Raw genomic sequence first — 26,409 nt, 5'->3', positions numbered from 1 at the left:
CTTAACCACTCATATTGGGCAAATATGCACACGGCTTCACACCAGACGGTGTCTCAACTCCCCAAATATGCTCTTGAAATTGTTGGCTTCGGTGGAATTTTATTGATCACCATCTATTTTATTCTTACGCAGAAGGATACCTCAAATACAATACCTCTTTTAGCCCTCTACGCGTTTGCAGGTTATCGCCTGATGCCGGCTCTTCAGGGTGTTTTTATAGGGGCGACGTCACTGCGGTTCAATTTCTTTTTAGTGGACAAACTTCTTCAGGATCTGGATATGGAAAATTACCCATTTCATGAGATTGAAGAATGGAAAAAAGAACCGGGAAAGTTGATTTTATCAAACGGGATAGAGTTGACAGATATCAGTTTTGCCTACCCGGGTAGTGACCGCAAAGTTGTTTTAGAATCAATCAACTTGAAAATCCAGAGCAAGAAGACAGTCGGGTTTGTCGGGAAAACTGGTTCGGGAAAAACGACACTAGTAGATCTGCTTCTTGGTTTACTCGAACCCTTTGAGGGAAGCGTTATCGTAGATGGAATAAAAATTAATCAGACCAATAAAAGATCATGGATGAGATCGATTGGTTATGTGCCTCAACAAATTTTTTTAAGTGATACCTCAATACGGGAGAATATTGCTCTGGGAATTAACCCAGAGGATATTGATGACAATGCAGTAAAAAAGGCAGCTGAAATTGCAAACCTTGATAGTTTTATATGCGAAGAACTTCCTGATGGCTACGATACGATCGTTGGTGAGAGAGGGGTACGGTTATCTGGTGGTCAATGTCAGAGAATTGGTATCGCCCGGGCGCTTTACCATGACCCTCAGCTTATCGTATTTGATGAGGCAACAAGTGCTTTAGATAATGTGACTGAAAAAAGTGTCATTGCAGCAATTAGTAGGGTCAGAAAGACCAAGACAATAGTTATGATTGCACACAGGTTGACTACACTTAAAGAGTGTGACAAAATTTTTGTTTTATCAAATGGCCGGATTGTAAGTAGTGGCACGTATGAAGAGTTGGAGCAACATTGTACATTTTTTCAAGATTTTTCAGAAAATCGTCACTGATGATTGAATAGTACTTGGCGCTATCTTTGTTGCTCAATTAGGTAGGGTCGGTCTTACATTTTCTTCGTTGAGGAATACCCTCTGTAACTTTAAGAAACTAATATATATAGTCATGACTGTTTTTAAAGAATATATCACTAGAAATATGCGTTGGTTGGTTTGGTTTCCAAGATACCTGATTGCCATCAAAGATACGCTTTCATATCGAAAGTCTTCATATGCACAGCACGCTGAGGAGACCATCTTTTCGGGATTGTTAAAAGATATCGACCTCAGTAACGGTATTTATGTTGATGTCGGTGCTAACCATCCGACGCTTTACTCCAACACATATTTATTTTATAGAACCAACACTAAGGGGGTACTGGTTGAACCGGATACTTCTTTGTGAGCCCTTTTAAATAACTCAACTTTCGGGATTAAGTTTCAGGCACTCTCAATTCACTTTTTGCGATGCCTACTGAATCAAGTGCTGTGTCCATTAACGTTGCAAAGAATATTTGGATAGTCTTCTCACAAAATGCTCCCAGTTCCTGAATCTGCTTTACAGCCAATGTTAAGACGCGGTAGAGGGATTCAATGAATGAGATATCTCTCAATTCATCACAACACGCGAAGAAAAGCTCACCAAATGTCCGGTGGTCTGTCTCACGTCGACAATTGTAGGCAACAAACATGTAGCGCATGAAAACGATTGTTGTGTGAGCGATTAATGCATCAAAGTCACGACACTGGATTTCTTTAACCAGCTTCAGATGTTGTTTTGCCATTTTGAAGAACACTTCGATATCCCAACGTTTTTCATAGATTCGCACAATATCTGATTCCGAAAGAGCGTAAGCGTTACAGCAACTACAGGAGGAAGCTAGACCAGTCGATGCTGAAAAATTAGATATATGGCTGAATAAACTAGAGAAAAACGGTCATGTATGCTAATATAAATGCAAGATTATTGATACTAACCGTCCATTTTCTTGCATTTTTTAGCCATGAAACCAAAGAAATCTCCTCAGCAGAATCCCCAAGCAGATCTATTCAGGGCCGAGCTTCAAAACATGATCAACCCCAGCCACTCTCTTGTTAAACTATCAGAAGTGGTGAACTGGGACCAACTTAACCAAACATTTGGTGAGTCATTCAATTCAGAAAAAGGTCGACCTGCTATCAGTACACGACTGATGATTGCACTCCATTATTTCAAATACACATTTGACCTCAGTGATGAAGATGTTCTTCATGGCTGGGTTGAAAACCCCTATTGGCAGTACTTTAGTGGTATGAAGTACTTTGAACATAAACTTCCCATTCATCCGACAAGCATGACCAAATGGCGAAATAGGATCGGCGAGGCTGGAGCTGAAGAGCTGTTAAAGCAGACCATTGAAGCCGGATTGAAATTGAAAGCAATTAAGACAACTCAGTTGAAGAGAGTGAATGTCGACACGACGGTGATGGAGAAAGATATTCGCTTCCCAACTGATGCCAGACTGTATGATCGTGCACGAGATCGATTGGTGAAAGAGGCAAAAAAGAGAAAGATTAACTTGAGGCAAAACTACAATCGCCTTGCAAAACGCCTGGTGTTGAAACAAAGCCGGTATGCACATGCCAGGCAGATGAAGAGAGCCAGGAATTGCACCAAAAAGCTGAAAACATACCTCGGTCGTGTAATTCGAGATATTGAAAGAAAATGTTCGGTTATTGACGGGGATCTATCGGCTTTACTCGCAACATCGAAAAAAATCCACAAGCAACAGCGACACGATAAAAACAAGGTGTACAGTGTGCACGAACCTGATGTTGATTGTATCAGTAAAGGAAAGGCTCATAAGCGATATGAATTTGGGACCAAAGTCAGTGTAGCAACGACGAGTCGTGGAGGCTGGTTTGTTGGTGCTCTTGCCTTCCACAACAATCCATACGATGGGCACACTCTGGACGAGACTTTAGAACAAGTGACCAAGCTGACAAAAAGCCCAGATCATGTTTTTGTGGATCGCGGGTACCGAGGTCATGATTACACAGGTAAAGCTTCGGTGCATGTTGACAAAGTACGGAGAGGAAAAACCTCAAACAGCCTTTGGCGATGGATGAAGCGTCGCTCGGCAGTTGAACCATCCATAGGTCACTTAAAACAAGAACACCGTATGGATCGAAACCGATTGAAAGGAGTGATCGGGGATCAGATAAATGCTATCCTCAGTGCTGCTGGTATGAACTTCAGAAAGCTAATGAAGTTCATTCGAGGAGTTTTACTTCTTTTTTGGGCAATGATTGTAATTCAGGCTGGGATGCCAAGTCGGCAACCCGCCTGATTGAAATGCTTTTTTCAGAATCGACTAAGCTATGCTTAATCACAAGGAACCATAAAACATGAGTGAAGCCAAGTGTCGAAAGCAAAACACCCACTATTCATCAAATTCAACAAGGTAGCTGGATTTACTCAACAAGAAATCGCTGCCTGGAGTTCAAAGCATCTTGTTCGTAATAGCTATGCTGTCTCCTATGGTTTGAATTGTTTTCCGGGAATCCAAGATGGAAAATCTAATCATCTCTCGATCTTAACCAGCAAAAACGAGGAGCTGTCACGAAGTATATTCAAATGGCTCAATACGGTTATAGGTAACGTCAAAACTGCAATACTTGGTGTATACCATTCCATCAGTAGCAAACTTGTTCCACGTTATTTGGCTGAATGTTGCTATCGCTTTAACCGTAGATTTAACATGGGAGAAATGATTGTATCTCTCCTTAAACATTCTGCTAATACTCTGCCTATGCTAACACGACTTCTGAAACTGGCTGAAGTTCGGTGGTAAGCAGATTTTAAAAACCTGCATTCTAAAGTTCTTTTTTATCAGGGAAGAATTTTGTTGAAGGCATACCTGTGGTAACGGAGCATTTTGCAGAATATTTATTGTTTATCGGCACTAAAGGTGAGTCGGAGGAAGATCCTGTCAGGTTGCATAAAAACTATGAACCATCCAGGTCAGTCATGATGATTTGTTGTGTGTCCGTAAGCGATTCTGAAGTATATTCGGCATTGTTTTCTAGACAGTTGGGGAATGAATGACTTTTCAAAAAAAAAGATCGGTGCTGATCCTTGCAGATGGAATGTCGGCCGGGGGAACCGAACGTCAAATAATAGAATTGCTCAAGGGATTTCAGTATAACAAAAACTTTGAGATCATTTTCGGTGTGTTGGTTAAAGATGGGGAGTGTGTACCTGAAGCAGGGTATTATGCCGCAAAAATATTGCCTGTTCGCCAGTCTTCACAGTATGATTTTACACTGGCATGGTCCTTAATCCACCTTACCAGAGAATATAATATCGATCTTATACACACATTTGGTAGTGTCAGCGATTTTTCTGGTATTGTCGCAGGCAGGATTAATAATATTCCTGTAGTGAATGGATCAATACGAAACGCACGGCCGAAATTAAATAAACGTGATAAGATCAGCCGCTTTTGTATGCGTTTTGCTACGGGAATTGTAGCCAATTCTTATGCTGGAATTAGAGCATACGGGATGGAGAATCGGGATAATGCCCAAGTGATATATAACGGTGTTGACATAAAACGTTTTGAAGATATCATCCCTGCACAAATTCCTGAACAGAGCATTTGCATGGTGGGGAACTTTTCGCTCAAGAAGGATCAGGCCCAACTCATTAAAATCTTGCCCAAACTGCTAGAAAAATATTCCAGATTGCATCTTATTCTTGTCGGCCGTGGAGATAATTTAGATAATCTACAGCAACAGGTCGCTTTTCTCGGTTTGACGCAATCCGTTACTTTTGTGACTGATTGCAACAGTCCTGAGTCGATTGTCAGTGGCTGCGAAATCGGGGTGTTGCTGAGCCCCGAAGGGGAGGGTTTTTCCAATGCTATCATTGAATATATGGCATTGGGAAAACCGGTTATTGCCTCAGCTTTGGGTGGTAATCATGAGTTGGTTGATCATGGTAAAACAGGATATCTTGTTGAAAATGGGAAAGCGGAACAGTTAATCACATACATTTCCCATTTGCTGAGTGAGCCTTATGCAGCAAAAAAAATGGGCGAAGCTGGAAAAGAAAAAATTGCCGAGCATTTTCATGTTTCAAGGATGGTAAACAGTTACGAAGATCTTTACTTTAGGCTTACAGAGGATAGTCTCTGAGAGGTTGGATATCCTACTACAAATCGCATGTTGGTGAACTGTTTAAATATTCAGCCTATTCGGTAGAGTTACAATTGTGGCACTTGCCTTTTGGGCACCGTGAAGAGTCTTGAAAGATTTTTACCAGGTGGTTGGTGTCAATATTATGCCTGAGTTTGTGTGTTTTGATGTTGTCATCATACAGGTTATTTGATAAAGACATTTTCGAACTGATCCTCCACAGGGAGGTGCTAGCTGGTAGGTGGCAAAATAAAGTGTTTAGCTTCTACTTGGTATTTAGAAAGGGCCCCAGCTTTTAGGACCACTGGCTAAGTTATGCAAGTATGCATAGTTTCTCAAACAAACCAGCAAGGAGAAATTATGAAAAAGCAAAGAAGAAAACATACAGCAGCATTCAAAGCACGGGTGGCTCTCGAAGCGATTAAAGGTCTCAAAACTATGAGTGAAATTGCGGCTGAATTTGAGATTCACCCAGTTATGGTGAGTAACTGGAAGAAGGAAATGCTTGAACATTTACCTGAATTGTTCGAAAGCAAAAACACCAGAAAAGAAAAAGACACGGAGAAGGATAAGGAACAACTCCACAGCAAAGTCGGTCAATTGACAATGGAGGTAGATTTCCTCGAAAAAAAGTGTCGGCAGTTGGGAATACCCGTGAAAGGGCGAAACTCATAACACGGAAATCCCGACTGAGCATTCGTTGCCAATGTCGACTGCTTCATGTACCTCGATCTATGGTCTACTACCAGCTGTCTGGCGAATCTGCTGAGAACCTGCAGCTTATGGAAAAGATAGATCGATTGCACTTAGATGATCCCTCAGCAGGATCGCGTCGCATGTACAAATACTTGCGGCGGTCAACTGGAAAAAAGATAGGACGAGAACGGGTCCGTCGGTTAATGCGGGGAAGGGGTGTGGAAACAGATCTGAAACTATGCGTCATATCTAAAAACAGCCAAGTGGTGGTCTAAAAAGCGAGACCACTTCTTTTCTACTGTGGGGGCAATTGCAACTTTGTGGGGAAAAAGTGTTGTAGAGACACTTATTGCTGCTAGTTTTTGTGCTTACTCATTTACCGCTAAAGAAATATCTATATATTTTTATTGGTTACGTGTTTGTTGTTTCTGTTTATCCTGTTTCTATTGGCCTTTTTTGCTCCTCTACTTGAAGATCCATGAGCAATTTATCATGTTTTATATGATTGTTCTGCAGACATCACCAGGGATGTGTTTTGGTTGGGACAAGGTTTTGGCAGTTCTTCGTACATATCCATGCCTGAAGGAATTGTATCTCCGTTTTATGGGAGATTACTCGTTGGACTTCCCATAATGTTGTTTTTTATTTTTACTTGAACGAGGGATGTTGGGGGTTTAATGGTTCACAATATATGGTCGTTTTATTGTTTTTTTGTAATTTGGTGAATGAGTATTTTTTGTTTGTATCCTGAGTGACATGGTGGAATGGCAATGAGTTTTATTTTGTATTTACCGGTATCCATTTATAAGTATAAAAGATTAATTGCGTCTTTGGCTAAACGTGAGATGGCAACGCAATATGTAGGTTCACTCCTTGGGATTGTCTGGGCATTTATCCACCCTTTGGTTATGATACTAGTCTTTTGGTTCATTTTTAGTGTAGGGTTTCGAGTGAAGCCCATGAATGATGTTCCTTTTGTTGTATGGTTGACTGCCGGCATGGCACCTTGGTTTTATTTTTCTGAAATTGTGATTGGTTCTACCAGTGTAATCCTATCAAATAGCAATCTTGTAAAGAAAATGATATTTCCAACGGAAATTTTGCCGGTTGTTAAGATACTGGCAAGCCTTATTTCTCATGTTTTCTTCCTACTGATTCTGTTTATACTTATGATCTGTCAGCAGCTTAGTATATCGTTATATTTTTTTCAGGCTGCATATTATTTGTTTTGTTTGTGGATACTGGCCCTTGCTCTTTCGTTGCTCAGCTCGGCATTAAATGTTTTTGTGCGGGATGTAGGACATCTTGTGGCGGTGGTAATGCAGGTGGGTTTCTGGGGCACTCCAATATTCTGGGATATAAATATTATGCCCGACTGGGTTCAGTTTTTGCTCAAATTGAACCCTGTTTATTATTTTGTGCAGGGGTATAGAGATTCTTTTATATATTTTGTCCCGTTCTGGGATCATCCCTGGCAGACAATGTATTTTTGGGTGGTGACAACATGTATTTTGTGCTTTGGTATGTATATGTTCTATCGGTTAAAGCCTCAATTTGCAGATGTTTTATAAATGATTAATTCCGAGCCGACGAATTCACACAGACCCGTGATTGCAGTTAAAAATGTAACCAAGATTTTTAGACTGTATAACAGACAATTGGATAGAATAAGAGAAGCACTCTCGTTTTTTGGGAGAAAAGCCTATCACCATCCCTTTTATGCGTTAAAAAATATCACTTTCACAATACACCGTGGAGATACAGTTGGGATTGTTGGTAGAAATGGTTCTGGTAAATCCACTTTACTTCAGATCATCTGTGGCATTTTACAGCCCACTGCTGGAAGTGCTCAGGTGTGGGGTAGAATATCCGCCCTTCTCGAGCTTGGGGCAGGGTTTAATCCGGAATTTACTGGAAGAGAAAATGTTTATCTCAATGGAGAAATCCTTGGTATCAGCAGGCAGGAAATGGATGACTGTTTTGAGGATATAGAATCTTTTGCCGCTATCGGCGAGTTTATTGATCAGCCTGTAAAGAGTTATTCCAGCGGAATGTATGTCCGTTTAGCATTTGCCGTCGCCATTAATGTAAATCCGGATATTCTCATTGTCGATGAGGCTTTGTCTGTAGGTGATACAGCATTTCAGGCAAAGTGTTTTGCTAAATTTAGAGAGTTTCAAAACAATGGTGTCACAATACTTTTTGTGACACACTCCATGGATTTGATATCACGTTATTGTAATAATGCTATTTTGTTAGAACAAGGACAAATGATTAAGTTAGGACCTGCAAAAGATATTGTAGATGAATACAACAGGTTAATTGTTGATTGTTCTGAAGCTCAAATGGTGAGAACCGAAGAATCCGATGCCAGTGCAGCGGATATGGACACTACTGATTATGATGTACCAGAAAAGAAATCATCAAAACGTATATTGACACATTTACGAGCGACTGAGTTGGCATACCAGTTAAATCCCTCAGAAAACCGTTATGGAAATGGTAAGGCGGAGATTATCGAGGTTGGTATAGATTCTTTAAGTGAAAAAGAAAAGTACTCTTTTGTTCATGGAGAAAAATATCGGTTCTGGTTTAAAACACTGTTTCATGAAACCATTAAGGATCCAATTACGGCGTATACTATTAAAGATGTTAAAGGATTTGATATCACCGGGACGAATACGTTGTTTCAGAAAAAAGACTTGGGCGTTGTAAATGCAGGAGAAATTATTTTGACTGAATTTGATCAACGGATGATGCTAAATCCTGGCGGCTATTTACTTTCATTTGGTTGTGCCGGTTTTGATGAAGGTGGTTACGTTGTGTATGACCGCCGTTATGACATGATAACGTTTGATGTTGTATCTGACAGATCAAGTGTGGGCTTGTTTGATCTAGGCTCTGAAATCAAAATTAGTAGAGTGAAGAAATGAACGCAGTGGCTATGCTTCAAAAAATATATCAACAAAATTCTACGGGAGTATGGAGGCGATCGGAGGAGAGTAACTTTGATTACACAGACGGGAAAGAAGTAGAGGAACGATTGTTGCGCTTGTTAAAAAGTGCAAAGGATCTATCCTTGGCCTCCGATGAATTGCAACGAATGATGATTGACTGGCCCTCTGAATATCATCTGACTCCATTACGAGCTAATCTTTTGTCTTCATTTGATCTCAAAAGATTTCCAAAGATCCTTGAGATTGGGTCTGGATGCGGTGCAATAACAAGGCAGCTCGGTGAGAAATGCCCTGATTCTGAAATTTTGTCGCTTGACGGCAGTCGGCGGAGGGCTGAAATAACACGAGCTCGTTGCCGCGAGCTCAAAAATGTTGAAGTTTGTTGCGACTCCTTTGCGAATTTTCAGAGCCAGGTTTATTTTGATTTGATCACAATGATAGGTGTTTTGGAATATAGTCCGTCCTTCTTTGACTCTGTAAATCCTGTTGTTGAAGCGATGGAGCATGCCAGAAATATGCTGAGTGAAGACGGTGTAATGGTGATTGCCATCGAAAACCAACTGGGGTTAAAGTATTTTAATGGCTGCTCGGAGGATCATACCGGAAAAATTTTCTGGGGAGTAAATGATCGTTATTTACCGGATACAATAAGGACTTTTGGAAAAGCTGAACTTCAAAGCCTTATTAAAGAAGCTGGTTTCGAGAGAGTTGAATTTCTCTATCCCTTTCCGGATTATAAACTTCCACAGCTTTTATTGCGTGAAGAAGCTTTGAATGATTCAGTTTTTCGCGCTGGTATTATAGCGGGGCAATATCCTTCCAGGGATTACATTTGTAATGGTAGAAAATTATTTGATGAATCAAATGCTTGGAAGGTGCTTGAACGAAACGGTATGCTGGCGGATCTTTCTAATTCTTTCCTCGTGTTTGCTTTTAATGGAAAGGGGAGAGTTGAAGATCTTACTGGGCAATGGCTGGCAAAGACGTTTACTAGTAGAAGAAAGAAAAAATATCATATTGAAACAACTTTTCTCAGATCTACAAGGGGGCTGGTGGCACAAAAATGTCCTTCTTACAAAGTAGCTGGGGAATCATCTGATGAACATCCTGTAAAACATCATATTGATGACTCACCGTATGTTTGGGGAACGTTATACTCCGAGAGGTTGGGGGAGGCAATATCGGTTGAAAAACCTATTGATGGATTCATTAATTATTTAACACCTTGGTTTGATTATTTGTCTAAACAAACCCAAAAGTCTTACATCTCCAAAGGTGAAGAACAAAAAGTGGTCCCCAAAATACTTCTGGATTGCACCCCGGCCAACCTCATCTGGAACGAGCAACATGAGCTATGCTTGATTGATCAAGAATGGGAATGTATACAACCATTAGAGATCGGTTTTTTATTATTTAGAGGTATCTACCGAGAATTGCAAAGTCATATTGAGATACTAGAGCAAAGCAATCTATTTAACGGAAGGACGTGTTTTGATGTAGTCGAGGAGACCTTCTCGCACTTTGATATGCAATTTGATGATGAAACCTTTTTAAGGTATGTAACTCAAGAAATTAATTTTCAAATGTTCGTAGGATGCTGGTCGGAAACTCGTGATGAAATACAGCATATTATGGAAAGTTTCTTTCGAAAAAGAAGAGAACAAAGGCGTAGCAGCGGTGACGTTTTGCAGTGTGATCTGGATGGTGTTTTATTGGAATTAGATGGCGCTGGAAAACACATAGAACAATTGTATAGTGATTTGGCGCAGAAAACAGAATGTATTAATCATTATAGCAAAAGTTGGTCATGGCGTATAACTGCACCGCTACGTTTTGGTGGCAGATTGGTTAGACGTATTGTCTCTCCATGTGCAAAGTAAGTATAATTCCCTACCAGTCTCCATCACTATACTGGCCAAAAATCGAACTTTGCCTGGACGCTTTCCTAAAATTTTATAAAGGGGACTCAGTCGTAGCTTTTTTCCTTTATAGTGTTACAACACCTTTTGGTATATCTTTGGGTATACAAATCACCGGCAAAAGTTGGCCAACAAAACCAGCTATTCAAGATGATTTAGTTGTCTTTGACTGAAGTGTTATTGCATTTTTAGTCATGTCCGCGAGATGCTCTGTGGATTTTGTCGTAGCTTCCAAACCTTGGCCGATAGGGACTGCCTTCTTCTTTTTTATTATTGATGTTTCAGATAAAATTAACATACTAGGACGTGAAAGGCTTTAACGTATTATTTGTATAATTTTAAATATATAGTCGACTTTTTATGTTCAACCTTTAATGTCAGAAATTTGCGAATGAGACTATTTTCACTGGAAAGAATATTGTATGGCTAAAGTCAGTGTTATTATTCCCTGTTACAACCAAGGGCACTATGTTTTGGAAACACTCGATTCTGTGCTGCACCAGACCTATCAGAACATCGAAGTTGTCATTGTCAATGATGGCTCTGATGACCATTATACACTTTCTATTCTTGACCAAATCGATTTCAAAACCGTTCAGATAATTCACACCTCAAATCAGGGGCTTGCCGCTGCTCGTAATAATGGTATTAGTCAAGCTACGGGGGACTTTATCCTACCACTTGATGCTGATGATTTAATCAAGCCATGCTATGTCGAGCAGGCAGCAGCTGTGTTAGAGAAAAGATTAGACGTTGGTATCGTATATTGTCGAGCACAACTGTTTGGTGCCCTTGATACCGAATGGCTTTTACCTCCATACTCTCTCAAGGAAATGCTTCAAGATAATGTGATATTTTGCTCTGCCATGTTTCGTAAATCAGACTGGGAAGGGGTTGGTGGCTATGACTCCGGTATGATTTACGGCTGGGAAGATTACGATTTCTGGCTGTCCCTCATTGAGCTTGGGCGTGAAGTGTATCAAATTCCAGAAATACTCTTTTCCTATCGTGTTGCATCTGATTCCATGGTGCGCAGTAAGGAAAAATGGCAGAAAGTATCGATGTTCAAACGTATTTTTGAGCGACATCAGAAAATGTTTACCGATAATATCGAGGTCTGGATTAACACTCTTCTTGAGGTGCGTGAGAAGTACTATACCAGTAAGTTGTACTTAGATACCGGCAATGGATTGAGTGATGATGGCTGTGTAAGTAGAAAAGTAGACGGGAATAGTTACGAGATTCAATTTTCTTTGCCGCAATGTCAAGGCCTTGAGGCTCTTCGTTTTGATCCGGTGGATTGTCCTGTCGTCCTGGAGATACGAAAAATTATATTGACCACCGTCCAAGGTGAGTCTCGGGACTTTACTGCTTATACCAGTAATTGCGATTTTCAATTGAACGGAGAGAGCTTTTTCGCCACCGATGATCCGTTTTATTTCCTTCATCTTACGAGGGAAGAGTTGGCGATTCTGAAGACTGTTACTGTGCGGTTAGGTTTTAAGGCTTTGGGGGAAGAGGCCCTGGCACGGATCGTCTCCGAGCAGCACAAACAAATACAGAAGATTACCAGGCAACTTAAGGAGCTGGAAACATCTGGAATTATTAAGGCAGCAGGGAAAGCATGTATGCCCCACGAAAATGAAAATGTACTGCAATACTTCAAGCGTCAGTTGAAGCCTTTTTAATCCCGAGTCCGTTGCAGGTATTAGGTATCCGGTATCATTATGAAGCAGTGGTTTAATAATTTTGTGTTGCATGCATACTACATGTAGAGCGTTCCGGTAGCCTCGGGATCAGCCTTTATCCATTGTCGGCTGAGATGGAGGGTCCATTCTTTGGCTGCATCATCCATACTAAGTTCAACCAGTTTTTCTCGTAGATAACGAACTTTCGAGAAACAGTCCAAACTTGTCAACTTACCAAATTCATCGAGAGAGTTTCTCCTTGATCAGCGACAATTATAATTTCCCCCGAATTATAATTGTCGTTGAACAAACACCGTATGGATCGAAAAAAGGAGTGGTTGGGGATCAGATAAATGCTATCCTCAGGGCTGCTGGTATGAACTTCAGAAAGCTAATGAATTTCATTAGAGGAGTTTTGCATCTATTTTGGGCACTGATTGTAATTCAGGCTTGGATGCCAAGTCGGCAACCCGCCTGATTGAAATGCTTTTTTCAGAATCGACTAAATAGAATCTATATCTAAATTACGAGGCTTTTTGGAAGCCTCGTAATAACTTTTTTGTCAATTTTAAAGACATCGGAAGTAGAAAATTCTGTTTAATTATTCTGCAGATGCTCTAAACCAGGAGCGGGAAAAGCACTACAAAGAGTCTTTACCTTCTTTGCGGTCTGAGAAAGAAAATCCTCATCCTTAAAATTACGAATAACCTGATCGATTAACTCAGCAACCTGTAGCATCTCCGGTTCCTTAAAGCCTCGTGAAGTTAGTGCAGGGGTGCCCATGCGAATACCGCTTGGATCAAAGGGTTTTCTTGTGTCATATGGGACGGCATTGGAATTAAGAACAATTCCCGCCTTGTCCAGAGCCTTTGCCGCCTGTTTTCCAGAAAGACCTTTATTGTTGAGGTCAACCAGGAGTAAGTGATTTTCAGTCCCTTCGGTGATGAGCTTGAAACCTTTTTCGATCAGGGCGGTTGCAAGTGTGCTGGCGTTTTTAAGGACTTGGGTGGCATACTGTTTAAATTCGTTTGATGATGCCTCTTTTAGTGCAACAGCGATTGCAGCAGTAGTGTTGTCGTGGGGGCCCCCCTGAACGCCTGGGAAAACTGCTTTGTCGATTGCTGCCGCATATTTTGCCTTGCACATGATCATTGCACCCCGGGGTCCTCTTAGGGATTTATGTGTTGTTGTGGTAACGACGTCCGCATAAGGGACAGGGGAGGGGTGAACCCCGCCGGCGACAAGTCCTGCAAAGTGAGCCATATCAACCATAAAAAGAGCTCCCACTTCATCAGCGATCTCACGGAATATTTTAAAGTCTGGTATCCTGGGGTAGGCAGAGTGACCTGCAATAATGATCTTTGGTCGAACGGTCTTTGCTTTTTCTCTGATTGCGTCGTAATTAAGACGACCCGTGGCTGGATCCAGTTCGTAGGATTGGGCGTTAAAGTATCTACCGGAAAGACTTACTTTTGCACCATGGGTGAGATGACCACCATGGGGAAGTGCCATTCCGAGTATCGTGTCGCCGGGTTGCAAAAAGGCAAGGTAAACTGCGATGTTCGCAGGGGAACCGGAGTAGGGTTGGACATTGACGTGCTCTGCTCCAAAAAGATCTTTAGCGCGTTGTATGGCAAGTTCCTCTATCTGATCGATAATCTGTTGGCCTTCGTAATAGCGTTTTCCTGCGTAGCCTTCTGAATATTTATTGGTAAGTACAGACCCAGTTGTCTCAAGCACGGCTTTTGAGGCATAATTCTCAGAGGCAATCATGCGGATTTTATCAGCCTGACGTTGCTCTTCCTGTTTTATGAGCGAGTAAATCACTGGGTCAAAATCTTTCACGCTATCCATTGTTTCTCCATGCAACAGTGTCACCTCTTTGGGTAAATACACTGTTAAAATGTATGTTTGTTTGAATGTTCGGTATACTCGTTCAGGCAGTACAGTCGTTTTCAGGTAACAGTCGTGTGCGTCCTATGAATATGAGAAAACTGCAGCCTTGTAGCATAGTCAACGAGGCAAGAAATATAATTGAAAATGTTTGATATTGACAGCAGAAAGTGGCAGTTTAGATCGTGAAAAATTTATCTTTCTAAGAAGGTTGATTGATTATCCTTTTTTTTGTTACAATTTCAGGTATATTTTTGATTTTTTCTTTGTTAGATATGCTATCTTACTTAGAACACATCTCCAGCTTGCAATTATATGATATGCTGAGTATGAAAAAAGGCATTTGTACTCGTATCTATATCCGGTTATTTAATCCAGATATCTCTACTATATCTCTACTTTGAGGTCGTTTAGACTCGCTTATGAAGTTTTTGCTACTACATCCCATCCGAATTGTTCTGTTGCTTACCATCTCCCTGAGTGGAATTATAAACCTCTCACAGCCAGGCGTCGTCTTGGCAAAGACAAGGGGGGAGGTCTATGATATCATTTATCTGCTCACGAACGATTTAGAAAGGGTCCTGGATTATAAAGAAGAACTTGAGACTGTTTTTGATGAAAAAATTCAACGTAAAATAAAGGTTGTTGGGCGTGGCGATGAATATGCATTGATTTATGATGGTAATGATTCTGCCGGTACAGTTAGTCGTACCCTCATTCAACATGCTGAATTGTTAAATAATGCAGGTTTTGATGAGCCGTATGCAACAAAAGAGCAAAATTTTCATATGCTCTATAATGTCAGCTATGGAATGGGTCCAAATCTTGAGCCTCTCAAAAAAAGATATGCCCAGCTCTATGGTAAGCTTGGAGAAGCTGTTAAGCAAAATCTGTTCATAGAAAAATCAAATTACGGAAACTACAAGCTTATATACCGCCTTCGCGGAGACAAACGCTCTACAACGCTTGTTGCCCGGCAACATTCAAAATTGTTGAAATCCAAAAAGATAGCAGCCTCGGTGGCAAAAGAAAATAACGACCCGATAGTGTATGGGGAATCCAGCCTGATGGATGACAAAACTGGTGAAAATGTAGTCGCTGCTACCGCGACTCCAGTAGTCCCCGTGACACCTGCTCCAGTTGTTGACGAGCCTCCTGCAGTCACCCCGGAAATAGTTGAAATTCAGAAGACACAAACCAAAAAGACCCTGGAGCCAATCGTAAACCCTCCAACATATACCAGCTATGAGCAATCTATTGAAGAGTATATAGATAAACTGAGGCGTAATGGCAAAATTGCCAAAGATGAGTCTACAGGCTGGATGGTGTACGATCTTGAAACAGATACTCCTATCATAAACATCAATGCTGATCAGGAATTTCAGGCGGCCAGTATGATCAAACCCTTCGTTGCCCTGGCATTTTTTCATGAGGTCAAGCAAGGAAAGTTTCAATACGGGTCTAAGGGCAGAGCGAATATGGTCGCGATGATCCAGCGCAGCAACAATAGCGCGACAAACTGGGTTATGAAACAGGTCGGCGGTCCTGCAAGATGTGAAGAAATTTTGAAAAAACACTATGGCCAAATTTTCAAGAAGACAGAAATTAAAGAATACATCCCAGCAGGGGGGCGAACCTATCTCAACAGTGCTCCCCCATCCGATTATGTCCGCTTTCTCAGGGCATTATGGAATAAAGAGCTCCCCTACGGCAAGGAAATCCGAAGATTAATGGCGTTGCCAGGGCGCGATCGCCTCTATCACGGAACGACCATTCCCAAAGGCACACTCGTCTATAATAAAACAGGTTCCACCGCACATCTTTGTGGGGATATGGGCATTCTGGTGCCAAAAACCAAGAATGGTGGCAGCTATCCATACGCACTGGTTGGAATAATTGAAAGACGTTCACGTCCGTCAGACTACGGTCAATGGATGAAGTCTCGAAGTAATGTTATCCGTGAAGTATCAACCCTGGTATATGAGCAGTTAAAGCGTGACCACCAACTTCGTTAAAGAGATAACAATGGCAGGGCGTGAGACTTTAAGGAGAAAAGCATAAACATTGAGAGCCGTGTACCTATGTGCGTGTGCTAACCCAAAATGTATTTTGTGGAGGGATACATGAAAGTAATAATGGATCTATGCGTAATTCCAATGGGTGTAGGTGTGTCTGTGTCTGAATATGTGGTCGCATGCCATAAAATATTGAAAAAAGCTGGCTTAAAGACTCAGTTACATGCCTATGGTACCAACATTGAAGGCGAGTGGGATGAAGTTATGGTTGCGGTGAAGAGTTGTCATGAGACAATCCATGGCATGGGAGCACCCCGCATTACCACGACGATTAAAATGGGAACAAGAATTGACAGAGCACAGACCATGGAGGATAAGATTACCTCTGTCCTTGATAAAGAGGTGTAAGGATTGGTCTGAGCGTCTGACAGAGCAACTCATCCCACGGTAGAGGTACAGTAGTCTTCCTTTGATATCTTTAATGCCACTAAAGCTCTACGTAACTTGGTCAGGGCTTTGTTCTCTATCTGGTAGATGCTGCTTCTGGTCACTCCATAGGTTGTACTGATTGAAATTACGGATTGGGGAGAGCCTGCAAACGCTGCTAGTCCAAATTTTCGTTTGATGATTTCAGCTTCTTTTTCTGTCAGGGCGCTGTTAATGATCTGCACCAGGATATCCTGCAGTTCTCTTACTTCAACTCCTTCCTCCTGGCTTGATTCACATTGAGAAAAGGAGCAGGTGGACTTGCTGGCATTGAAATTTACGTTCTCAGAAATACAGGTGCTTTTTTCTATTATTGCCAGATATTTTTTAAGGTTATCTGGGTCGTTGTTGTTTTTTGCCAGTGAATACTGTTCCACGGTGTGTGCAGAGATCCTTATGAGGCGGCACTGTAAGGCCTGACGTTGTACTTCTTTTTGTATCCAGTTTGCTGCATAGGTTGAAAACCGGATACCACACGAATGGTGGTATCTGTAAGCCGCTCGAGCGACTCCAATGCTGCCGATCTGCCAGGCGTCTTCACTGGCAAGTGTGTCATCATATCTTTTACCCAGTTGTCCAACTATCTTTTTGACAAGCCCGGTTGTGAGTAACATGTAGATGTTTCTTACCGTATTCAACTTCTCCACGATTTGCTGTAATTCTATAAATTCAGGTGTGTGCAATTCTTCCCGACTGCTTTGACTGACAATTCGGTTCCATACCCGGGCAAGGATCAGGTGTTGAAAGGTTTTGTTCAGTGGCAGGGACTTTTCTTTATCGTAGGAGCTGAAAAGATATAATGCTTCAACCCGTTCCTGTTCATACAAAGGCCCAGTTGGGTCAAAGAAAATTTTTCGTAGTCGAAAAAGATAGATGTTCTGAATTATGGTGATGGCGGCCTGGTTAAATTTTGCTGTCCGCCAAACTGATTCAGTGAATTTGTGGCGTAATAGTAAGACCTCAGTGGCGAGTTCTTTTTCATCGTTTTCTGTGAGATAGAGGCTCTTACCTATAAATCCAGAATTTGCCTTCTTGATTTTAAGTTCAAGATTGCCGCTGAGACAGAGTTCTCCTACCCTGTCCTGAAATGGTTTTACTGAGGGCTCAGTCGCCAGTAAGTCAACAACATCAACCGGTTGTTTTATAATCTGCTCTGCCTGTATCGATGAAGCATTATACATGTAATCTTTGTTCCCTGGAATTTACCTTGAGGTTGTCGTGGCAAGTAGTTTGAAAATCATATCACAAAAGAAATATGCAATGAAAGGGTGAGTACCTTTTTCTTATAAGGATTGGAGAGTGAAGGATATGTGACCATGCCTTATTGGGATTTTTGTTCGGTTACTCTTTTGGGTGAAGCACTTTCTGACATCTTGTGGCTTTTGTAAGAAAAATGCGGGTAATAATTCAGTAAAGATGGGATGAGGGTTGTTGATAAACCCGTGTCACTTGGTTACAAGTTTCAACTGAAAATCCTTTCAACCTAGAGTTTCGATGGGTCCCTTGGATTGGTGCCAGTTTCTTCAATGAGCTTCTGGTGATGGTGGGTGGAGATGGCGGGGAACTGAAATGGGGGAGGTACTCCAGAATCATTTCAGAGGCGGGACGACGTCAAGGTCGAGATGGAAATACCTGAAAATAATTGAGGGGAGGTCAAGAAGGTGAAAAATTACGACCCGAAAAAACTTGAGGTATTGCATTTTCAACATCGGATGTATGACCTCGGTAATGGTTATTTTGAAGTGTTGGCAAGTGATCAGTTCTGCAATGAATTACAACAATATCTCATAAGACTATTTGACCTTGGTCACAATCATATCATCTTGAATGTGCTCGGAAAGGTTGGACAATGTGCCGCAAACCACGAAAGATACAATTTAAGAGAGAGAGCAATACTTGTTGTTACTGAGTTTGCCTCAATTTTGGATAGCCAAAAAGATAAAGAGTTTTACCAGGCTGTAGCTGTAATTTTAACGGAGTGGTTAAAGCGGGTAGAAGAATATTATATTGGTTTAGAGAATGTGTTTGTTCGAGTAGAGGCCATCATTCGAAAAATGCTTTCATTGCAGTTCTGGAGTCAGGCAGAAACACTGTTATCTGCTGTCCACAAAAAGAACTATGAGAGGATGACCACAGATAAACGCATCAGAACACAGGTGAATAAACTCCATTGTGGTGTTGCAGACGAAAAAAACATTGACGCAATAATAGAGAGTTTTCTAAAGGAAAAGTCCCCGGCTCAGATCGCAGAACGAAAACTCTTGCTGGCATTGGCTCCCCATTCGACAGGGAAAATGATCCAGGCTCTTTGTAAGAGCACCAAGAAAGACAGTCGGTTGACTCTTCTGGAAATGATTTTAGAAGACATGAGTGGAGTTCTTCCAATCCTTATGGAAAAACTAAAAGACAGACAACCTTGGTATGTTGTTCGCAATTGTCTGATCTTGCTTGGGGCGATTGGTGATCCTGATCTCTACCCATATGCCTCTGCCTTTCTCTGTCACCCCGATCACAGGGTTCAACGACAAGTTATTACTTGCATTGTGGCCCTTGGCGGGGAGGAGGTAACCGAAAGGTTCATTGCTGCATTTCATCTTGTAAACGACGATGTTAAAGTAAGTCTTATTGAGTGTCTTGATGATTTTGATGATGCAAAGATTGAAGGAATATATCTCTGTATTTTGGAGCAGCGAAAAGAACTTCCCCTTTCTGTGCGAGAAGATCTTGTCTGCAGGATCTCTAACAGTACTCGTGTGCACCACCTTCCTCGAGTCGTTTGTCTCCTAAAAGATATCGTAAATGAAAGTCGTTATAGATTTGTCGATAATGATCCCGTAGTAGAGGCGGTCAACAATGTACTCATACGATTGGAAAATTGCGATAATCTATCGTAATGATATGGGAAAAATGTTAACACTATAGTTGATATTATCATTAAACCTCAAAAGATAATTACAGGCACAATGGAAAAAAAAGAGCTCGAAGGTGTTTCAATTCTAGTGGCCGAAGATGACAGTGGTATTGTAACCTTGTTGCGGAGCTTTTTTGAGCAAAATGGAGCAACCGTCTGGGTTGAAGAAAACGGGCAACATCTTCTTGAACGGGTACATGCGTTCCAGCCGGATATACTCATACTGGATGTGGTAATGCCCCACGTTGATGGCTTGACCGCTTTAGCTGCGCTGCGAAAAAGCGGAGATAACACACCCGCGATTATGCTTACAGACCTCAATACGGTAGAAGACAAAGTGACAGGTCTTGATTATGGCGCAGATGATTATATGACAAAACCATTTAGCACAAAAGAGCTTTTGGCTCGGGTTAAAACAGTTTTGAGGAGAGTCGCAGAATTGAAAGGGGGCTCGTCTGAAAAAATCATACGTATGGGGTCCCTGGAAATAGATCCACTTGCAAGGGAAGCGAGGATGGTGAATGGCGAGCAAATCCAGTTTACCAAAACAGAGTTTGATCTTCTTTACTATTTAGCAAAAAGAAAAACGCAGGCTGTGGGACATACCGATCTACTTAATGACGTTCTTGGGTATAAAACTGATACCGAGACGAAAGCATTAGTGATGCATATTGCCAATATGAGAAAAAAAATGGCTAAAATATCAATTGATAGCGTTAAAATCGAAACTGTGGCAGGAGTAGGTTACAAACTGATTGAGGCGTAGGTCTCAGCGGTTGAAACCGCCCTGTCAATAAAGGGTACACCCGGCTATGAAAAGCTTCATATCTTATAAAAAAAATAAAACAGCAAACTACCACGTTCGAATCCTTCTGAGTGTATTGATCCTGTTGAGCTCCGTTTTATCGATGCGTCAAGTCTACGCTGAAACGCTCATACCAATAACGATTCAAAAAGGGGTAAATCTTATAAAAGTTACCCGACAATTCTGTACCTCAGAATATCATTGGAAAGAATTAGCCAAAATTAATAATTTAACTCCTCCATATAAGCTTTTTCCAGGAGATATTCTTTTGGCGCCCATTGAACTTCTTAAGGTTGAGAAGGTGTCGGCAAGGGTGGCTTCGGTCATTGGGGGTGTTTTTATTGTTTCCAATGGCAAAAAGCTTCAGCGGGTATCTCAGGGGGATCTCATCATGCCTGGTCAGACACTGGTCACCGAGGATGATGGTTTTACCCATCTTATTTTTCCTGACAATAAATATACCAGAATTTCCAGTGGATCAAAGTTTACCCTGACGTATCTGGTAAAGCTTTCAGATAATAGTCTCAAAGCTGAATTTTTTCTTGAAAAGGGAAGAATCACCCATGCGGTAAAAAAACAATTAAAGGCCAATGAAACATTTACAACACGTACCCCTGTGTCTGTCACGGGCGTTCGTGGTACAGAGTATCGTTTAAAAGTAACCGATGATAACGTAAATATTGTTGAAACCCTCCAGGGTGTCGTCCAGGTGGCAGGAGAGAAAGGCGAATTGTCATTGCCAAAAGGGATGGGGACAAAAGTCGAAGCAGGGCGGAGGCCAAGAGCTCCTAAGACCTTGCCGGCAGCCCCTGAAACGCCCGTTATCTCTGATATTGTGAAAGAACTCCCCGTTAAAATTCCAAGCCCTTCCGCAGGCAATGGGGTGGCCTTGTATCACCTCAGGGTAACGACGGATGAGCAAGGCTATAATACTGTTTTAGCAAAAACGGCTAAATCGGGAGCATTTTTCACATTACTTGCCTTAGCTGATGGTAATTATTTTGGTTTTCTCACGGCAATAGATGAGGAGGGGTTTGAAAGTCAGGCAGCGCGGCCATTTTCCTTCCAGGTCAGGACGATTCCGGGAGCACCAATCTTTGTCTCCGCCAGAAAGGGTAAAGCTGTTTTCGATCAGTCTCTGAAAGTAGAATGGTTACAGGGAGAGGGGCAGCAGAGTTATAATTTACAGCTTGCAATTGATGACCAATTTAGTGAGTTACTTGTCGATGTTGTTCAGAATGACAACTCATTCACATTTGAAAATCTTGCTCCAGGGACATATTATTGCAGAGTGCAATCCATTGCTTCAGATGGTTTCAGGTCCTTGTTCTCGCTCGTTGACACCTGGAAGGTACAGCAACAGACTTCATTTGGACCATTGGAGGGCTCAAGTAAAGATGGTGTTAATTTACGTTGGGCCTCTATGGGAGAAGATATTGTTTACGAAGTGCAGATGAGTCGAAAAACAGACTTTTCCGACTTAGTTATTTCTGAAAAAAATCTTCAAAACCCCGAATTTTCCTATAACGAATCTATGGATCCTGGGACCTATTATGTGCGGGTAAGAGGAGTCCTGTCGGATGGCCAGATGAGTCCCTGGACGCCTTCTCAGAAGTTGAAGATAGCCCAAGCCCCTTTTGCTATTGTTGACGGAATTGTTTTGACTTTATTTTTGAGTTTAATACTCATTCTCTAAGAGGTCGCAGGAGGTGGATGGGTATAAGAGGATATGGGGAGTAATTTTAACGATTTGTGTTTGTGTTACTCTTTCTCAAACAAATTTTTTCCCATGGCTTGCAGAAATCAGCTTGGATCTGCTTTTTCAGGTGAGAGGCTCCAGGCCGTCGAGCCAGTCGATTGTCATTGTTGGCATTGATGAAATATCTCTAAAAAAGCTGGGGCCCTGGCCTTTTTCACGAGCGACCCATGCGCGCCTTCTTAAGCAGATAGACAAGGCCAGGGCCATAGGTTTTGATCTGATTTTTTCCCATCCTTCCAGTGATGATAAAGCGTTCTCTGAGGCACTGGAAAAAAGTCCCCCCGTTGTACTAGCCATTGCCGAGAATTATCAGGGACAGGTGTTACAACCTGTTGAACTATATAAAAGCGTTGCGAAGTTTGGCCATATTGAAACCGAGCTGGGTTCAGATGGTCTTGTTCGCCGGATTCAACTGCACAAGTTTGATGTTCCCGTTCTTGCCGGAGCAATGACTGAGGCGGCAGGAAGCCACTACCTGCAAGATGTTGAAAAAGAAACAGCTATCCCTTATATAAATTTCTATGGTCCTGAGTTTACTTTTCTTTATCTGTCTTATGATGATGTCTTGTCAGGAAAATATGATAGAGATTTTTTTAATGAAAGATATGTTTTGATTGGATCCAAATCCCTGGCCCTCGGCGATGTCCATATCACGCCATTTAGCAAAAAACATCCGATACCAGGCGTAGAAATACAGGCGACCATTCTTAATAATATCCTGGACAACAGTTTTGTAAAGGAGCTGACCTGGCTTGAGTGGGGGCTTTGTTTGATCTGTTTTGTTATGGCTCTCTGGTTATGGCCCAATAACAGTGAAGCTCAAAATGCCATTGTCTCCATTGTGTTTGGTTTGGGTGTTTGTGCGTTGTCGGTCATTTTTTTCAATTATCACTATTTTGTCAATCTTGCTCTTCCTCTTTTTGTCCTTGTTATCAGTTATGTAAGCCATACGGTCATATGGTGGCTTAAAATCACAGCCGGTCTCATTAAAGAGATAAAAGTACTGGACACGCAACTCGTTGATGGGGTGGATAAGATCTTCAAGACCCTTCCCACTCCACTATCGTATGTGCCAAGATACGGAAAACAGCTTAAGTTAACGGAAGGGTTTCATAATCATATCCGTCATATGCATCAGGCTATTCAGGCCCTTAGCTTGCAGAATGGTTTTATTAATCATCTACTGAGTAAAGAAACTCCTCCATTGATTCTTTGGCAGAAAGGTAAAGGTGACATTGTTCTGGCCAATCAACGTTTTTCAACTTTATGGGAAACAGTTATAAATCCGGGAAAAAGAGAACCCACACTTGATGAATTTTTTGATTTTATAAACCCAATAATTGTAACCGATAAAAAAACTGATAAAGATGTCACTTTTCAGAATCTCGAATTTGGAACTATCGATCGTATTTTTGATATTTTTACCGCGTTAAAAGGTAAAAAGTCCTATCATCGTGTCGTTATCCATAAAGTCACTGATACTATTCTAGGCTTTGACGGCGTTCTCGCAAGTTTCACGGATGTCACAGAGATAAGAGAGTTAGAGCGGTTGAAGGGTGAAATAATGAACATCGTCTCCCATGAACTCAAGTTGCCTCTGACAACAATCATGGGTTTTGCTGAAATGCTTTCAGAGTCTCTGGCTGGACCGGAAAAAAAGTTCGCTATAGAAATCAGAGATCAGTCCAATCGGCTTGCCAAGATGATTGAGGATTTCCTTGATATCGCGCGGATTGAGAGTGGGAAATACCTCATCAACAGGTATCCCTTTGATCTGCTGAACGTCGTCCATGACGCAGCGAGTGGGGTGTCACACAGTGCTGCAAACAAAAATATTGAGATATTTTATGATTTGCCTCAAAAAATGAGTCCGTTGCTGGGGGATGAATCATTGCTCACCCAGGCAGTTTTAAATCTCCTGGATAATGCCGTGAAATTTAGCCCTCAGCATACCAGGGTATTGCTCTCAGTTACAGAGGCTGTCAATCATATTATTTTACGGGTGGAAGATGCCGGTGAAGGTGTAGATGATGGCGAGAAGAACAAGATCTTTGAAAAATTCATGAGAGGAGCCAATCAGATGAAAGAAAGTGGTTTCGGTCTTGGCCTGAGTTTTGTAAGAGAGGTTGTAGAGGGGCATGCAGGACAGATAAGGGTAGATGACAGCGAACTAGGTGGAGCAATGTTCACGGTCATGCTACCAAAAACTGTATAGATGTAGGAACTGCTCAGTTGAATTCTTTCAAACTGTTATGCCTGAGTTTTTCCTGAAGGTTTTAATTTTCAAGAGTAATTCTACTGCTCATGCACGCATGACATGAGCCAGAGCGGCACCGTGCGGCATCCGTCAATGAGAACACACCATCCATAGTATCGTTGAGTCTGTTGATTACAAAAAGACGATGGATATCTGAAAAAATCATCTTTTTTACAGCCTCTTCCAAAAGATCGTCACCATAACATGTCTGAACAGGGCTCGTCATGATAGATGATGCAGGCTGAAGCTTATCACAGCGGTGTTTGTAAGCGAAGATCAGGTCAGTTTTGGACACAACACCAACTGGTATATTTTCATCGTCGACGACCAAAATTGCACCGAGGCGATAGGTTGAAAGTTCTTCTAGTACATTGAAAAGATTGTCTGCCATATTAACAGATTTTACCTCTCCGAATATAACATCCTGAACAGTAAGCCGTTTTATGGTATCTGTATCACTGTATTTTTTTCGATAATGGCTGTATTCACACATGTAGCAACTTTTGTAGAGTAAACCTACGATGTCGGGGTAAGCAAGGGTGCCAACAATTTGATCTTTAGAATCGACAACATAGAGACGATATACCGTATTTTCTCTCATTTGTTCAAGAGCAGTTTCTAAAGGTTGTTCCATTGTACACATAAGAGGTGGTGTGGCCATAATATGTTCTATTGGTGATTCTATAGGTAGATCGGCATAATATGCTCCAATGATATCAGTTTTAGATAAAACCCCTGAAGGTTTCCCAGTATCATCCAGGGCCAGGATACCACTTACTTTGTACTTGAGAAGTGTATTGATGCAGTGATCGATGCTTGTAGATTGGGGAAGAGCATTGAATTGCCTGCGCATTGCATTTTTTACTGACACGCCACTAAGGGTATTCTTTTCATTACTCTTTAGCATACACACCTCATTCGGTAAATCTATCGAGAATATCGTAAAAAAGATCAGAAATATAGACAATCCCAACAAGGATACCTTCATCAATGACCGGGAGACGGCGTATATGCTTTTTAATCATGATATCGAGGATCATGAATTTATGAGTATCCGGGGTTATTGTGACTACATCGCATGACATAATATCACCGACTAACACATTGGCCATTTTAGAGCAGGCGGCATCTACAAGTCCCGCTACATCAATATCTTCCATCATACCCCAGATATGAATATGTTTTGGTCTCATATAGAGCAGGATATCATACATGGAAAGCATACCTATAAGCTTACCTTGATCATCGAGAACCATCATCCCAAACAGTTTTCTGTTTTCTTTGCGGCTCGCCTGCTTGAACAGGGTGATGGCTTCTTGTACGGGTGTTTCTGGAGAAAGGGTGTGGAATCTGGTACTCATGATATCGCGAGCAGTTATTTTCATGTTCTTACACCTGAAGAATATGGATTGTAAAAGATACCATCTTTTAGAATTATCTGGAAAAGTTTACAGTTTGAAGATACCCATAAACACAGTATATCGGTATCTTACCCTTGCAAGTAGTTTTTAAGTGAAGAGAGAAAGAAAATGGAAAAATTGGAGTAGAAAAGTAACAAGATTTAAACTGCAGGACGAAAAACAGCAGTTATGTACAAACAAAAAATCCCAAATCAACCTTATAGTTGATTGGGAATTGGTGTAAAGATACGGCGATGACCTACTCTTGAGCGCAGCGCTCGTGCACTACCATCGGCGCCAGGTAAGTAAGCGAAGTGAGACTCCGAGAGAGGTAGGTAAAGGAGCGGGGCGAGACTCCGAGAGAGTTAATTGCCGTGCT

At 41.5% G+C, this 26,409-nt stretch carries 21 protein-coding genes; 16 read left to right on the top strand and 5 right to left on the bottom strand.

All coding sequences use genetic code 11. From position 1 onward, the window contains the following. Positions 1 to 102 precede the first annotated feature (102 nt). Complete coding sequence (locus tag FCL48_RS25570) at positions 103 to 1,080, top strand: ABC transporter ATP-binding protein (protein WP_240744927.1); 978 nt, start codon at positions 103 to 105, stop codon at positions 1,078 to 1,080. A 419-nt stretch (positions 1,081 to 1,499) separates the two neighbouring features. On the opposite strand, the gene FCL48_RS22755 is transcribed toward FCL48_RS25570, so the two are convergent. Beyond that, entirely contained in the window at positions 1,500 to 1,976 is a 477-nt protein-coding gene (locus FCL48_RS22755) for a transposase (protein ID WP_136876036.1), read from the bottom strand. 93 nt (positions 1,977 to 2,069) lie between these two features. Here FCL48_RS22755 and FCL48_RS22750 point away from each other — a divergent pair, with 93 nt between their 5' ends. The 9 genes from FCL48_RS22750 (at position 2,070) to FCL48_RS22710 (ending at position 12,504) form a co-directional block, all read left to right on the top strand. After that, the gene (locus FCL48_RS22750; RefSeq protein ID WP_136876034.1) at positions 2,070 to 3,395 is read left to right on the top strand and encodes an IS5 family transposase; all 1,326 of its coding nucleotides are present in this window, start codon (positions 2,070 to 2,072) and stop codon (positions 3,393 to 3,395) included. A gap of 72 nt (positions 3,396 to 3,467) precedes the next feature. Further along, entirely contained in the window at positions 3,468 to 3,899 is a 432-nt protein-coding gene (locus tag FCL48_RS26000) for a transposase (RefSeq protein ID WP_136876031.1), read from the top strand. A gap of 250 nt (positions 3,900 to 4,149) precedes the next feature. After that, entirely contained in the window at positions 4,150 to 5,244 is a 1,095-nt protein-coding gene (locus tag FCL48_RS22740; RefSeq protein WP_136876029.1) for a glycosyltransferase, read from the top strand. A gap of 360 nt (positions 5,245 to 5,604) precedes the next feature. Then, positions 5,605 to 5,919: a transposase gene (locus FCL48_RS22735; protein ID WP_169309339.1), complete on the top strand. Its 315-nt coding sequence runs from the start codon at positions 5,605 to 5,607 to the stop codon at positions 5,917 to 5,919. A 59-nt stretch (positions 5,920 to 5,978) separates the two neighbouring features. Beyond that, positions 5,979 to 6,215 (top strand): IS3 family transposase, encoded by a 237-nt coding sequence (locus FCL48_RS25995; RefSeq protein ID WP_371418690.1) that lies wholly within the window; start codon positions 5,979 to 5,981, stop codon positions 6,213 to 6,215. Between the two features lie 495 nt (positions 6,216 to 6,710). Beyond that, the gene (locus tag FCL48_RS22725; protein WP_205747801.1) at positions 6,711 to 7,511 is read left to right on the top strand and encodes an ABC transporter permease; all 801 of its coding nucleotides are present in this window, start codon (positions 6,711 to 6,713) and stop codon (positions 7,509 to 7,511) included. A 36-nt stretch (positions 7,512 to 7,547) separates the two neighbouring features. Continuing rightward, on the top strand, positions 7,548 to 8,873 hold the full coding sequence (locus FCL48_RS22720) for an ABC transporter ATP-binding protein (protein ID WP_169309337.1): 1,326 nt from the start codon (positions 7,548 to 7,550) through the stop codon (positions 8,871 to 8,873). Next, positions 8,870 to 10,777, top strand: a complete 1,908-nt coding sequence (locus tag FCL48_RS22715; RefSeq protein WP_136876018.1) for a class I SAM-dependent methyltransferase — start codon at positions 8,870 to 8,872, stop codon at positions 10,775 to 10,777. Before FCL48_RS22720 ends, FCL48_RS22715 begins: the two co-directional genes overlap by 4 nt. Positions 10,778 to 11,238: 461 nt before the next feature. After that, on the top strand, positions 11,239 to 12,504 hold the full coding sequence (locus tag FCL48_RS22710; RefSeq protein WP_136876016.1) for a glycosyltransferase family 2 protein: 1,266 nt from the start codon (positions 11,239 to 11,241) through the stop codon (positions 12,502 to 12,504). A gap of 597 nt (positions 12,505 to 13,101) precedes the next feature. Here FCL48_RS22710 and glyA read toward each other — a convergent pair. Beyond that, positions 13,102 to 14,358: a serine hydroxymethyltransferase gene (glyA, locus tag FCL48_RS22705; RefSeq protein WP_136876014.1), complete on the bottom strand. Its 1,257-nt coding sequence runs from the start codon at positions 14,356 to 14,358 to the stop codon at positions 13,102 to 13,104. Between the two features lie 461 nt (positions 14,359 to 14,819). On the opposite strand from glyA, the gene FCL48_RS22700 reads away from it, so the two are divergent. Both FCL48_RS22700 and FCL48_RS22695 read left to right on the top strand, forming a co-directional pair. Next, on the top strand, positions 14,820 to 16,412 hold the full coding sequence (locus FCL48_RS22700) for a serine hydrolase (RefSeq protein WP_136876012.1): 1,593 nt from the start codon (positions 14,820 to 14,822) through the stop codon (positions 16,410 to 16,412). A gap of 108 nt (positions 16,413 to 16,520) precedes the next feature. Further along, positions 16,521 to 16,820, top strand: coding sequence for an MTH1187 family thiamine-binding protein (locus tag FCL48_RS22695; protein WP_136876010.1), 300 nt, complete (start codon positions 16,521 to 16,523; stop codon positions 16,818 to 16,820). 29 nt (positions 16,821 to 16,849) lie between these two features. Here the strand turns inward: FCL48_RS22695 and FCL48_RS22690 are convergent, their stop codons facing one another. Continuing rightward, complete coding sequence (locus FCL48_RS22690; RefSeq protein WP_136876008.1) at positions 16,850 to 18,079, bottom strand: sigma-70 family RNA polymerase sigma factor; 1,230 nt, start codon at positions 18,077 to 18,079, stop codon at positions 16,850 to 16,852. 480 nt (positions 18,080 to 18,559) lie between these two features. On the opposite strand from FCL48_RS22690, the gene FCL48_RS22685 reads away from it, so the two are divergent. The 4 genes from FCL48_RS22685 (at position 18,560) to FCL48_RS22670 (ending at position 24,588) form a co-directional block, all read left to right on the top strand. Beyond that, the gene (locus tag FCL48_RS22685; RefSeq protein ID WP_136876006.1) at positions 18,560 to 19,792 is read left to right on the top strand and encodes a HEAT repeat domain-containing protein; all 1,233 of its coding nucleotides are present in this window, start codon (positions 18,560 to 18,562) and stop codon (positions 19,790 to 19,792) included. A 69-nt stretch (positions 19,793 to 19,861) separates the two neighbouring features. Beyond that, positions 19,862 to 20,575 (top strand): response regulator transcription factor, encoded by a 714-nt coding sequence (locus FCL48_RS22680; RefSeq protein ID WP_136876004.1) that lies wholly within the window; start codon positions 19,862 to 19,864, stop codon positions 20,573 to 20,575. A gap of 307 nt (positions 20,576 to 20,882) precedes the next feature. Further along, complete coding sequence (locus FCL48_RS22675; protein ID WP_169309336.1) at positions 20,883 to 22,310, top strand: FecR domain-containing protein; 1,428 nt, start codon at positions 20,883 to 20,885, stop codon at positions 22,308 to 22,310. Between the two features lie 13 nt (positions 22,311 to 22,323). Next, on the top strand, positions 22,324 to 24,588 hold the full coding sequence (locus FCL48_RS22670; RefSeq protein ID WP_136876000.1) for a CHASE2 domain-containing protein: 2,265 nt from the start codon (positions 22,324 to 22,326) through the stop codon (positions 24,586 to 24,588). Positions 24,589 to 24,649: 61 nt separating this feature from the next. Here the strand turns inward: FCL48_RS22670 and FCL48_RS22665 are convergent, their stop codons facing one another. Further along, on the bottom strand, positions 24,650 to 25,537 hold the full coding sequence (locus FCL48_RS22665) for a CBS domain-containing protein (protein ID WP_169309335.1): 888 nt from the start codon (positions 25,535 to 25,537) through the stop codon (positions 24,650 to 24,652). A gap of 7 nt (positions 25,538 to 25,544) precedes the next feature. After that, positions 25,545 to 26,015: a CBS domain-containing protein gene (locus FCL48_RS22660; RefSeq protein WP_136875996.1), complete on the bottom strand. Its 471-nt coding sequence runs from the start codon at positions 26,013 to 26,015 to the stop codon at positions 25,545 to 25,547. Between the last annotated feature and the right edge of the window lie 394 nt (positions 26,016 to 26,409).

This window comes from Desulforhopalus sp. IMCC35007, assembly GCF_005116575.1.
In the GTDB taxonomy this organism is placed as follows: domain Bacteria; phylum Desulfobacterota; class Desulfobulbia; order Desulfobulbales; family Desulfocapsaceae; genus Desulforhopalus_A.
Note: the sequence above shows the minus strand (reverse complement) of the source record. Positions and strands in the feature narration are given on the sequence as shown.